The 12,069-nt window shown below is 64.7% G+C and carries 11 protein-coding genes; 4 read left to right on the top strand and 7 right to left on the bottom strand.

Annotation, left to right across the window (positions count from 1 at the left end; all coding sequences use genetic code 11):
* From ACM9HJ_RS16870 to ACM9HJ_RS16860, 3 genes are all read left to right on the top strand, one after another.
* Window positions 1-399, top strand: a 399-nt coding sequence (locus tag ACM9HJ_RS16870; RefSeq protein ID WP_416572917.1) for a hypothetical protein, incomplete at its 5' end; no start/stop codon positions are given.
* 185 nt (window positions 400-584) lie between these two features.
* Window positions 585-1,424 carry a hypothetical protein gene (locus ACM9HJ_RS16865; RefSeq protein WP_416572916.1) on the top strand — a complete coding sequence of 280 codons (840 nt, stop codon included), beginning with the start codon at window positions 585-587 and terminating at the stop codon, window positions 1,422-1,424.
* A gap of 232 nt (window positions 1,425-1,656) precedes the next feature.
* A complete protein-coding gene (locus ACM9HJ_RS16860; RefSeq protein WP_416572915.1) occupies window positions 1,657-4,155 on the top strand; it encodes an esterase-like activity of phytase family protein in 2,499 nt (832 codons plus the stop codon).
* A gap of 969 nt (window positions 4,156-5,124) precedes the next feature.
* On the opposite strand, the gene ACM9HJ_RS16855 is transcribed toward ACM9HJ_RS16860, so the two are convergent.
* From ACM9HJ_RS16855 to ACM9HJ_RS16825, 7 genes are all read right to left on the bottom strand, one after another.
* A complete protein-coding gene (locus tag ACM9HJ_RS16855) occupies window positions 5,125-6,252 on the bottom strand; it encodes a nicotinate phosphoribosyltransferase (protein WP_416572914.1) in 1,128 nt (375 codons plus the stop codon).
* A 48-nt stretch (window positions 6,253-6,300) separates the two neighbouring features.
* Window positions 6,301-7,488: a DUF1501 domain-containing protein gene (locus tag ACM9HJ_RS16850; protein WP_416572913.1), complete on the bottom strand. Its 1,188-nt coding sequence runs from the start codon at window positions 7,486-7,488 to the stop codon at window positions 6,301-6,303.
* A 2-nt stretch (window positions 7,489-7,490) separates the two neighbouring features.
* A complete protein-coding gene (locus tag ACM9HJ_RS16845) occupies window positions 7,491-8,801 on the bottom strand; it encodes a DUF1800 domain-containing protein (RefSeq protein ID WP_416572912.1) in 1,311 nt (436 codons plus the stop codon).
* Between the two features lie 68 nt (window positions 8,802-8,869).
* Window positions 8,870-9,325, bottom strand: a complete 456-nt coding sequence (locus ACM9HJ_RS16840; protein ID WP_416572911.1) for a periplasmic heavy metal sensor — start codon at window positions 9,323-9,325, stop codon at window positions 8,870-8,872.
* A complete protein-coding gene (locus ACM9HJ_RS16835; protein WP_416572910.1) occupies window positions 9,322-9,783 on the bottom strand; it encodes a hypothetical protein in 462 nt (153 codons plus the stop codon). Before ACM9HJ_RS16835 ends, ACM9HJ_RS16840 begins: the two co-directional genes overlap by 4 nt.
* A gap of 40 nt (window positions 9,784-9,823) precedes the next feature.
* On the bottom strand, window positions 9,824-10,468 hold the full coding sequence (locus tag ACM9HJ_RS16830) for an RNA polymerase sigma factor (RefSeq protein ID WP_416572909.1): 645 nt from the start codon (window positions 10,466-10,468) through the stop codon (window positions 9,824-9,826).
* A gap of 14 nt (window positions 10,469-10,482) precedes the next feature.
* Window positions 10,483-10,914 (bottom strand): EF-hand domain-containing protein, encoded by a 432-nt coding sequence (locus tag ACM9HJ_RS16825; protein WP_416572908.1) that lies wholly within the window; start codon window positions 10,912-10,914, stop codon window positions 10,483-10,485.
* 263 nt (window positions 10,915-11,177) lie between these two features.
* Here ACM9HJ_RS16825 and ACM9HJ_RS16820 point away from each other — a divergent pair, with 263 nt between their 5' ends.
* A complete protein-coding gene (locus ACM9HJ_RS16820; protein ID WP_416572907.1) occupies window positions 11,178-11,999 on the top strand; it encodes a hypothetical protein in 822 nt (273 codons plus the stop codon).
* Window positions 12,000-12,069: the final 70 nt, after the last annotated feature.

The following is a 12,069-nucleotide window of genomic DNA, read 5'->3' as shown; positions in this document are numbered from 1 at the left end:
GCCCCGATCGGTGTGCCCAATACGGATATCGTGGTCACTGATAATATCGGCAAACGAGTCTGTGCGGTTCAAGTTAAGACCCGCACAGAGAAGGGAGCCGATGGTGGTTGGCACATGGGCGTCAAGCACGAAAAGCTTATCGATCCCAATCTATTTTATGTATTTGTCGATTTCGGAAAATCACCGCTGGATACTCCCACTTCCTACATTATTCCCAGTACCATCGTTGCGGATGTCGTGCATCGTGCGCATCTTACTTGGCTGTCGTTGCCAAGTAGGAAAGGGAATATCCGCAAGGACAATGATTTCCGTAGATTTATGCCGAACTACAGCAAGATGGGCATAGAAATCGGGTGCGGCCCTGGCTGGAGCCGTTCAGGGAGCGATGGGAGAACATAACCGTCCGAAAGTCGGAATCGGGTGTGGAGCATTCGGAAACGTAAAACATTTCCCATAATCTGTTGCGCTGCCGCGTTTCCGCCTTATTATCATATTAATCAAATGTTCCATGAGGCGGGTCGGAAGTCACAGCCTGTTGCCGGATCGGTCTGGTAGGCTCGTGCATCTATTGGGGGGAGGGACGGATGGGGACGCGGAAAGGTCTGTTGGCGGCGCTGTCGCTGCTCTCCGCCGTGCCGGCCCTGGCCGAGACGCCGCAGCCGACGATCTTCGCCATCCGCTTCAACAATGTCGCCGCCCCGTCCACGCAATATGTCGGGCCGCTGCCCACCGCACCCGCCGCCACCGTGACGGAGGCGCCCTTGATGGCGTCAGATCCGGTGGAGGGGCGCAAGGCGATGATGGCCACCCTGACCGACTGGATCGGACGGATCTATGACGGGGCGCTGGCCCGGTTCACGGGCGGTACGCCGGCCGTTGCCGGGTCTTCGCCTATCCGTGTCGCCGCCGATCCGCGTGCGTTCCAGGCGGCGGGGCTGAAGGCCGATGCGCAGTTGAAGGCGCTGGGGCTGGACAGCAAGGTCGGCATGCGCATGGGGACGGAGGGCATGCGCCAGACGCTGCGCCTGTCGCGCGGCTGTGATCAGACGTTGCTGCCCAACAGCCTGTCGGGCGACGTGGCCGGCGGTTTCGGCGCCCTGTCGGGCAGTGTGCAGGGCAGTTGGGGCAGTGCGTGCGCCAGCGGCCAGACGGGCTGGCGCCTGACGGCCGGCATGGTGGCGCTGGGGACGGCGGATGCGGGCCCCAATCTGGGCATGGAATACCGGCCGCGCAACGGCAGCCTGGTGGCCGACCTGACCGGCCTGTCGGCGGTGAAGGCGCAGGTCGCCGATACCGGAGGCAGCGTCGGGCTGGAGGCGCCGTTCCCGCTGATCCGCATCGACCGGATGAAGCTGAATGCCGATATGAGCTGGGACGGGCAGGGCGGCACGGCCCTGAAGCTGGCGACGCGGCTGAAGTTCTGAGCTGCCGCGCCGAAAAAACAATCATATACGCTGAAATTGTGACGCCATCTCTCAACTGGATCATGGCGCGCATGCAGAACTGTATATGCTGCGCCGAAAGCCCTGCATTTACCTGGATTTTTCAGTTCCGTATCCCCGGACAGCAATAATTCTGTCGCCCAAACCGCAACTTTACTGTCATCGCCGCCCGGTATCAGCCCCCGATTGAAGTTTAAATCTTCCGGGGGGCATCATGAAACAATCGTTCCGCGGCGCGCTGTTGGCCAGCGCGCTTTGCCTGGGTACGCTGCCGGCGCTGGCGCAATCGGCGACCAGCGTCACCCTGAACGGCACCACCTTCACCAACCAGGGCCTGCAGGGCGTGGGGCGTCTGGCGTCCAATACACGCGACAAGTTCGGTGAGACTGTCGGGTCGATGTCGGCCATGGCCATCGACCTGCGCTCCTGGCACCGCAATGCCGACGGGTCCTATGCCGGCACGCTCTATGCGCTGCCTGACCGCGGCTACAATGTCGCCAGCACCACCAATTACATCCCGCGCTACAATGTCCTGTCGCTGACCTTCAATCCCTATACGGGCACGGGCACGGCACCGCAGACCCAGATCGGCATGAAGCTGGTGGACACGATCCAGTTCACCGACGACAAGGGCGGCTTCTTCAGCGGCCTGGACCCGGCCAGCACGGGTACGGGCCTGACTTATCGCCCGGCGGCGAACGGGTTTCCCAACATGCCGCTGACCGGTACCGGCCGTCTGGCGCTGGATTCCGAAGGGTTCGCGCTGGCGCCCGACGGCAGCATTTGGGTCAGCGATGAATATGGCCCCTACATCTATCATTTCACCCGCGACGGTAAATTGCTGTCCGCCATCGCGCCGCCGGCCAGCTTCCTGCCGCTGCGCAACGGGTCGCTGAACTATGGCGCGACGGAGGCCACCCCGGTCAACCCGACGCGGGGCCGCCAGAACAACCAGGGCCTGGAAGGCCTGTCCATGTCGCCGGACGGCAAGACCCTATGGGTGGCGCTGCAATCGGCCAATGTCCAGGACCTGGATATCGCCAGCACGGCCACGACGCGTCGCAACACCCGCCTGTTCGCCTATGACATCTCCAACAGTGCCGCCCCGGTGCTGAAGGGCGAATATGTCATCCAGCTGCCGATGTTCAACGTCAACGGCACCCCCGGCGGCGCCCTGAACCGCGTGGCGGCGCAGTCGGAACTGCTGGCACTGAACAATACCCAGTTCCTGCTGCTGTCGCGCGACGGCAACGGCTATGGCGCGCTGGCCACGCCCAACAGCAGCCCCACCAGCTTCTACCGCCAGATCGACCTGATCGACATCACCGGCGCCACCAACATCGCCGGCACCGCCTATGATACCGGCACCTCCATCGCGCCCAAGGGCGTGCTGGTCGCCGATATCAAGCCGGTGCAGTTCGCCAGCTTCGTGAATGTGAACGATGTCGCCCAGCTGGCCAGGTTCGGCCTGACCAATGGTGCCAGCAACAATCCGAACTGCCCCAATTCCTGCCTGGCGGAAAAGTGGGAGGCGCTGTCGCTGGTGCCGGCCCTGGACGCGGCCAGGCTGGATGATTTCTTCCTGTTCGTGGGCAATGACAATGATTTCGTCACCCAGGACGGGTTCCAGGTGGGTGCGCCCTACAAGGATGCATCGGGCGTCAACAGCGACACGATGCTGCTGGCCTATCGCCTGACCCTGCCCACCTATGTCGATCCGCTGGCCACGGAAAGCCAGGCGCTGACCGGGCCGGCCATCGGGCAGGCGCTGGGGGAGACCGCGCTGGCGGCGCAGGCGGCGGCATCGTCGGACCTGACGGGGCGGACCCAGGCCATCCGTGCCGGTCTGGCCAAAAGGTCGGAAGGCAGTTTCGAACTGGCGGCCGGTGGCAACTGGTCGGCCTTCGCCGAGGATGACCAGGATGGCAAGCGCCTGTCCAAGCCGGAAAGCTGGTCGGCGGGCGTGGCTGGCGATTATGCGATCTCCGGCACCGTGCGCATCGGTCTGGCCCTGGGCTATGCCGATACGGACAGCGATTTCGGCGCGCTGGGCGGCACCAAGGTCAAGGCCTGGTCGGTTGGTCCCTATGCCACCGTCGCGCTGCCGGGCGGTTTCTATGCCGATGCCAGCTACCGCTATACCGACCTGTCGGTGGAGGATATAAGCCGCAACACGCTGGCCTACAACCTGACCGCCAATGGCGAGACCGACGGCGAGGGGCACCATGTCGGGGTGGAGTTCGGTTCCGTCGCCACGGCGGGTTCCCTGCGCTATGGCCCCATTGTCAGCTTCGACTATAACCGGGTCGAGCTGGATGCCTGGAGCGAGACGGGGGCGCTGCACCTGAACCTGGATCATTCCAAGCTGGCCGAACAGCAGCTCTTGATGAATGTCGGTGGGCAGGTGTCGACCAGCATCGACCTGGGCAATGGCCGCGTGGCGGTGCCGGAACTGCGGTTCGGGTATCAGGAAGACCTGATCAAGGATGATGGCCAGACCTACACCACCGTGCTGTCCAACCGCCGTGAAAGCCCGCTGGGCCGCAACACCGCCATCCTGCCCGACCCGCAGGGTGACGGGTTCCGCGCCGGTCTGGGCCTGGCCGTTGCCGTCAGCGACAATGCCGGCCTGTATGTGAATGGCGATACGCTGTTCGTGGAGGATGACAAGCCGGACTATACGCTGGGTGTGGGCCTGCGCGTCGGGTTCTGATGCATTGGTGGATGATAAGGTGACCTATTATTGACTGCATGATCGGCGTCCATAAAAACAACATACTAACAAGGGGCCAAATTCTTTGGCCCCTTGTTAAATTTTCTTTTTTAGATATTTTTTGTTCTTTGTTTTATACGAGATTTCATTAGGGATTGACATTGGCAGGGGAATGGTGTTACATAATTGTGCACCTGGGAAGCGCACCTCTCGTTTATTCGTGGGGTCAACTGGTGCCCTGAGACAGGCGACTGTCAGCCTTGCGTGACGCAGGTAGTAAGGTGGGTAGGCCGGGCTGGAACGATGCCCGGCCTCCTCCTTTTTAAGAGACGAGAGCGCCGTCGATCCCACATTCTCTTGCAAGAATGGCAATAAACCGGTCTTTGTCGGCCCCGCTAACACGACCTCCACTGCGGACGTAAGCTGATACTACGTCAATTTGAATAGGAAGGCGCGGCTGGGTCGTTCCAAACCTAAAGAACACACAATATGGCTTATTGATACCATCTATCTGATGATTCCAGACCCATTGATCGCCGTCGATATATTCTATGTCAATTTTACTGACATCGGTTTCCAATTTCTTTTTCAAATCTCTCGACAGAAGCCAACGCTTTGGACAAAAAACTCTTTCTTCACCAGGGGAGTCTGGATCCGAAAATCGATGCCGAAAATCCAATGTCTTTTTGGAATCCGTAAAACAGTGATATCCGAAATGAAAAATCACCTGTCTTTTTTGCCCTCTTGAATCCTTTATTACTCTGTTTATTGAGGATAAGTGATGCATTTCGTACTGAATGGTTTCGTAACGACCGGTTGGCCACGGAAAAGGCATAACTTACCTCGATTAACATCTGAGAATGGAATAAATATAGCTAAAATTATAGAATTCCAACTACTTCCTGGTGATGTGAGGACAAGATGGCGTCTCATTAAAAAGCCCAGGCCGGCCTGAGTTAATCTCAAATCTTACCGCCGCAACAGGAACTCGCGGCCCACCTTCACCCGCTTCACCCCGCCATATTCGACGATGTCGGCGGTGGCGTAGGTTTCGGCCCATTTGTCGGGCAGGTAGCTGCCGGTGCCGACCACATCGATCGGGGCCTTGGCGTCGGCCATGACGCGGCATTTCTCCGGGGAGAAGCCGCTGGAGGCCACGATGCGGACCCGGGCGAAGCCGGCTTCGTCCAGTTTTTCGCGCAAGAAGTGGATGGCGGCGGCCGACACGCCGGCGCCGATCAGGTGGCGCAGTTCGGTTTCGTCGCGGTAGCCGCGGATGCTGGCGGGCGCGTGGCGGTCCAGCACGGCGTAGCTGCTGGGCGGGTCCAGCCCTTCCATGAAGCGGCCGCCGGGTGTGTCGATGCGCAAGCTGAGGTCGCCGGCCCCCGCCATGTCGGGGAAGCGGCGGCAGACGGCCAGCGCGTCCGTCACCTCCCGCCCGAAATAATCGACCAGCACGGTCATCGGCTGGCCGGGGAAGGTTTCGGCATACATTTCCGCCGCGCGGACGGTGGAGCCGGCATAACCGATCAGGGCATGGGGCATGGTGCCCAGCCCCTTGTCGCGGCCGAAATAATGCGCTGTGGCGTCGGTGGCATTGCCGACGAAGCCGACGGCCCCGTCGCGCCGCCTTGCGCGGGACGAGCCGACCGAGGCGGCATAGGCCATGATCTCCGCCATTTCCGTGCCGGCACAATGGCGGGCATCCATGGCCAGGAACGCCACCTTGGGCAGGCCGGCGCACATCATATAGGCGTTGTAGGCGGCCACGCAGGCAGGGCCCAGCTTCATCAGGAACAGGGTTTCCAGTTCCACCAGTTGGCTGAACGGGCCAGTGATCCACATCATCGGCTCACCGGCACCGACCCACTTGGTTTCCTCGTAATTCAGCTGGATGTCGGGCGTGAAGCCGCGTTCGGCCGCGACAGCCCGCAGCCAGTCCAGCGCCAGCCGGGGTGCGAAGACCACGGGCCGGCGCATGAACACGGCATAGGTGACGGGCTGGTCGCCGAACTTTTCCACGATGGCGCGGGTGCGCTGGAAATAGACGTCGGTCCAGTCGCTGACGGCATCGGCGGCGGGGGGCGTGTGGGTCATGAGGGCCAGGGTCCGGCATTGACGGTCGGGCCCATCATAGCCTGCCCGTCAGGCCCGGATCAAATCCGGCAATGCGCGCACTTGTTTGGCGTCGGGGAAGATATGTTTGTCGATCTCCGCCGGGGCCAGGCCCAGATGGCCGGACAATATGCCCTTCAGCAGGGCGCGCATGTCGGTAGTGGGGGCCAGGTCGCGGCCTTCGAACAGCTTGTCCTCGCGCAGGCCCGGCCAGTCGCCCAGGACGCGCCCGCCTTCCACCGCACCGCCGGCCAGCAGGGCAACGCCGGCCGTGCCATGGTCGGTACCGCCATTGCCGTTGGGCCGCACGGTACGGCCGAATTCCGTTACCACGGCGATCAGGGTGCGGTCCCAGACACCCGCCATGGCGTTGCGGAGCGTTACCATGGTTTCGGCCAGCTGACCCAGGGCGTTGGGCAGGCGGCCCTGGATCGTGCCCTGGCCGACATGCGTGTCCCAACCGGACAGTTCCAGGGTGGCGACGCGCGGGCCGGCGGGGTCGGACAGCATGCGGCCGGCGGTTTCGGCCAGGATCAGCCGGTCCTTGGCCCCCTCACGCTTCTTGTTGCCATCCATGCCGGCGGCCATGTCGGCGACACCCAGTCCGGCGGCCAGGGCCGGGCCCAGGACGGGGTCCTTGCCGTAAAGCTCGGCGACGCGGTCCATGAAATCCATGGTCGGTTCCGGCAGGGGGGAGGGTGCCCAGCTGGCCACCGGCACCGACCCGCGCAGCACCAGCGGCACGCCCTGGCCCAGCGACAGGCCCAGGCCCTTGCCGCCGCCATCCAGGCGGGCGAGCGCCCGGTTCAGCCAGCCGGTGTCGTCGCCGGCGCGGATGCCGCCGGTATCCAGCAGGTCCTGGGCGTCGAAATGGCTGCGTTCGCGATAGGGGGTGGCGATGGCCTGCACGGCCAGCAGCTGTTTCTGTCCCCACCATTCATGTAGCGGCGCCAGGGATGGATGCAGGCCGAAGCGGCCATCCAGGTCCAGCACCCCGCCCTCCTGCCCCGGTTCGGCCAGGGCCAGGTTGGCGCGGATGGCGCGATAGTCGGGATCGGCATAGGGCACGACGGCGCCCAAGCCATCCATGGCCCCGCGCAGCACGATCAGCACCAGGCGCCGGTCGGTGCCGGCGGCGGCCAGCGACAGACGGGGGGCGGATGCGGCCAGGAGGCAGGCACCCCCGGCGGCGATGAAGTGACGGCGATGCAGATGCATGATCACCTCCGTTGAAAGGCGGGGGAGGACAGGGCCAGACCCAGCGCCTCGGCCGGGCTGGGGGCACGCGCGATGGCCTGGCGCAGACCGTCATCGGCCAGATCGCCGAGCGCGGTATCCAGCAGCAGGCGGGCATCGACCTTGGCCCCTACCCGCTGTCCGAAGGCCAGGGACCAGTCGATGCGGCGCAGGATGGCATCCGGCCCGGTCCAGCCGGCGGCATCATCGGTCCAGCCGGCGGGCGAGGGGGCGGCGAACGGCATCTGGCCCAGCAGGCTGAGCGCGTTCACCAGCTTGTCGTCGGGGATTTCCACGGCACTGGCGCGGAGCGTGGCGGTGACGAAATCATTGGGGCTGCGCATCTTGGCCAGCGGCTGCGCCCAGGCGGCATCCAGGCGGACCAGGGTGCGAGTGACGGCGGCCAGATTGCCGCCGCTGTCGCGGAAGCTTTTGGCCAGGGCGGTCATGGCGGCCGGCGGCGGGTCGTCGGCGATGAAATGCCGGGCCAGCTTGCGGGCCACATGGTTGGCGGTGGCGGGGTGGGCGCACAGCATGTCGATGGCGGCCGGCGCCTCGGCCATGCCGCCATCGGGGATGCGCTGACCCAGGATCAGCTTCTCGCCCGGCTGGTGGCGGCGGTCGATGAAATCGGCGGTGCCGTCCGCCTCGTTCAGGGTCCAGCCGGTCAGGATCAGGGCCATGGCCCGGACATCATCCTGGTGATAGCCGCCATCCACGCCCAGCAGGTGCAGTTCCAGCGCCTCGCGCCCCAGATTCTCGTTCAGGCCCTTGTCGCGGCGCTGCCCGGCCTTGCTGTCGGGGCCGATCGACTGGGCATTGTCCAGATAGATCAGCATGGCGGGGTGCAGGATGGCGGACCGCGCCATGTCGCGGAAACTGCCCAGAATGTGGGGGCGGATGGCCTCGTTCTCATACGCCAGACCCAGGGGGGCGACGACGGGGCGCTGGGTGGAGATGGTGAAATGGTTGGACCAGAACTGTACCAGCCGTTCCTGCAACGGCGCCTCGCTGGTGGCGGCCAGACGGGTGCGCAGTGCGATATCGGCGCGGTAACGCTCGCGCGCCCGTTTCTTGGCCATCTCCTCCGCCTCGCCCTTCGCCTTGCGGGCGGCCAGATAATCGGCGACGCGGATGGCGGAGCCTTCATGGCCGGACAGGGGGCCGGGCCGGGGCCGGGGGGCCAGCTGCGCCTCCACCCAGCCGCGCGGGTCGGACTTCACCTTGTCCAGATCGCCGGGCCCGGCACCGAAGCCGAAGCGCGACAGGGCATGCGCCGCGAGGGCGGTGGTCATGGCGTGATCCTCCCTGTTGCAATCCGTAGGTCAGGGCTCGCCTTCGGCTCGACCTGACCTACGCGCTTTCATTTCCCCGGCGGCGGCTTGTCGTCGGGTTTGCCCTTGCCATGGTCGGGGGGCGGTGGGGGCAGGGTGCCGGCGGCCTGGGCGGCGGACATCCGTTCCACGACGGTGCGGTGCAGCTTTTCCTGGATGCGGCCGGTCTGCAGGCGCAAATCGGTCAGGGCGGCTTCGGCCTGGGCGGCGTCGAAGGGGCGCTGGCGCAGGGCCTCGCCCACCGCACGGCGGGCATCGCGCAGGGCCTGGACCCGCGTCTGCACCTCCTCATCCCGGTTGCGCACCACCGCGTCGATCTCCGGCCGCAGAGGCGGCGGCACCAGACCCATCAGCCGGTCGACGCTGCTGGGCGGACGATCACCGCCGCCACGCATCCAATGGCCGGCGAAGATGCCCAGCACGGCCAGATTGCCCGCGGCCGACAGGACCAGCAGCACCGACAGGATCAGGGTCGACCGTTTCATTCCGCATTCTCCAGATCGACCGCTTCATCATAGGTCGTGTCACCCAGCAGGGAGGCCAGTTCCTCCACCCCCGTCTGTTCCCCCGCCGAGGCCGCGGGCGGTTCCACCAGCTGGCCATAGCCCAGGACGAAGCCGATCAGGCCGGCGGCCGTCACCGTGGCCATGCCCGCCGTCCAGCGTCGCCAGCCCTCGATCAGCAGGCGTGTCAGCGACGGGGTGATGGCGCCACGCGGATGGTCCAGCGGGATATCCAGTACGGAGCGGCGCAATTCCGGCCCGGCGATGGTTTCCGGCAGGCCGGCCAGCGCGTCTTCCAGCACAATTTCGGCCTGCCACAGGGCTTGCAGATCCGCGTCCGTGGCCAGTGCCCGGTCAGCGCGCAGGCGCAAGGGGGCGGGCCAGCGGGCGGGGTCGGCCCCGTACCGGTCCAGAAGATCAAGGAATTCGCGTTTGGTCATGGCAGCCACCCTTGGCCGGTACGTTCAACACAAAGCATGTTCATGTACCCCATCCCGCCAGCTTTTCCCGAAGCGCGCGACGCGCCCGGACCAGCAGGCTTTCCAGGGCCTTGACGCTGACATCCAGCGCCTTGGCGGCTTCCGCATTGGACAGGCCGCCATCATAGGTCAATGTCACCGCCGCCCGCAGCCGGTCGGGCAGGTCGGCGACCGCCGCCGCCACGGCGGCCTTGGTGTGCCGGTCGGCCAGCGACCGTTCCTGGTCCATGGCCGGATCGGCGGGATCGCCCGCCGCCTCCAGCGTCGCCATGGGGGGGCGGCGGGTGCGGTCCAGGCACAGGTTGGTCGTCACCCGGTAGAACCAGGTGGAAAACCGCGCGGCACCGGGGTCGAAACGGTCGGCGTGGCGCCAGAGACGCAAAAACGCCTCCTGCGCCACATCCTCCGCATCGGCCTGATTGTTCAGGATGCGGTGGGCGATGGTGACCGTGCGGTCCAGGTGGCGGTCGACCAGCAGACCATAGGCCCGCCGGTCGCCAGCCGCGACCCTTGCCACCAACGCCTCGTCCGTTTCACCCGCATCGTTCAAGATGACGTCCTGCCTGTCGTGCGCCCACACCCCGACCGTGGGCGCCGTAGCCGTTCCCACCATTCTACGTTTCGACAGGGCGGACGTCATGCTCATCACGCGAGACCCGGTTACTTGTCGCCGGCCTTGCGGTCATGCCGGTGCCCACGCCCCGGATGATCGCCGCGTTCCGGTTTGAAGGCGGCGAATTCCGCCTGGGTGACGGTGCCGTCCTTGTTGGTGTCCATCTTGTCGAACAGGGCCAGCTCACGCTCCTGCTTTGCTGCCTCGCGGGCGGCCTCGGCGGCGGCCGGGAAGTCGGCGCGCTTGACCTTGCCGTCGCCATCCTTGTCCAGCTTCTTGAAATGGTCGGCCTTGATGGCGGCCTTTTCGGTCTCGTCCAGCTTGCCGTCCTTGTTGGCGTCATACTTGGCCAGCATCTCGGCGCGGGGACCGCCCTTGGGGGCGTCGGCCGGGGGAGCGGGCTGGGCGATGACGGTGGTGGCGCCGGCCAGCAACGCCGAAACGGCCATGGCAGCGATGGTGCGGTGGGAGATGGTCATTTCCGAAACTCCGTTTGGGGATCAGCCGCCGGCCTTTCCGGCGGCGGGGGAACGAGGCGGGTAAGGCGCCATTCCGCCTCGTTCAATCCTGATACGGCGGGTTTCCGGAAACCCTGCATCGGGCATTACAGGAAAAAGATGTATCGCTAACGCAATAGTGATAATAACAGAATGTTAACGTTGTCGGCGCAAGTGGCCCGGATCGGGACATTGCCGGCACACACAGGACAACCAGGGCGATGGCGCCGGCGCGGGAGAGCAAGTTGAGGGGGGTCGTCTACGGGCGCAGCCTTGATTTCAGGCCGCTGCCGCCCGACCCGGAGGTTTTGGGTTCGGCCATCAAGCTGACCGATGTGGAAGCCGTGCAACTGCCGCAGCGGGGGTGGCGCGACCATCTGCGCCTGTTCCTGCAATCCTCCGGCCTCACCTCCGTTCCCACCGTGGTCCGCCTGCGCTGGCAGGCGCATGAGGTCATCGACTGGCTGCAATCCTCGCTGCTGGGCAAGGGGCGGGGCAAGCGCGGGTCCATTTCCCACCCTATCCAGCTGATGTCGGCGGTCGAATTCCTGATGTCGATGCCCGGCGAGCTGGAGGCGGAACGGCGGATCATGCACACGCTGATCGGCCGCGCCCTTCTGGAATATCGCAAGCGAATCAGTGCCAACCGCGAACGGCCCATGCAGTTCGTCAAGGAGGCGTCGACGCATTTCTTCGCTGGCTTCAAGGAACAGCAGATGCTGTCCAAGACCAGCACGCCAGGGGAACAGTTCGCCACCGTCCAGCGCATCTATACCAGCTACTATTTCTTCCGTGCCTACTACATCTTCGCCATCCTGTCGCGGGAGCCGCCGGAGAGCGGGGGCAAGCTGTTCTCCAAATTCATGCGCGCCTGTTTCTTCATGTCGACCATCCAGGACGATGGCGCCATCGCGCCGAAACCGTCGTACCGGCAGCTGCCGCCCAAGGAACAGGTGGTGTTCCTGGCCAAGCGCGACGTGGCGTTGCAATCGCGCCTGCGCGAGGATGAGGCGCTGCGGAACGAGCTGCAGAACCTCTTGCGATTCTTCCGCCCCTTGCGGGGGTGACACCGGTTGCTTGTTCCTTCAGGTGTTGGGCGGGCGGTTGCTGGGTTTTTCTGAATTCAGCGAACCACTT

It is taken from the genome of Niveispirillum sp. KHB5.9, from assembly GCF_048066115.1.
Classification (GTDB): domain Bacteria; phylum Pseudomonadota; class Alphaproteobacteria; order Azospirillales; family Azospirillaceae; genus Niveispirillum.
Note: the sequence above shows the minus strand (reverse complement) of the source record. Positions and strands in the feature narration are given on the sequence as shown.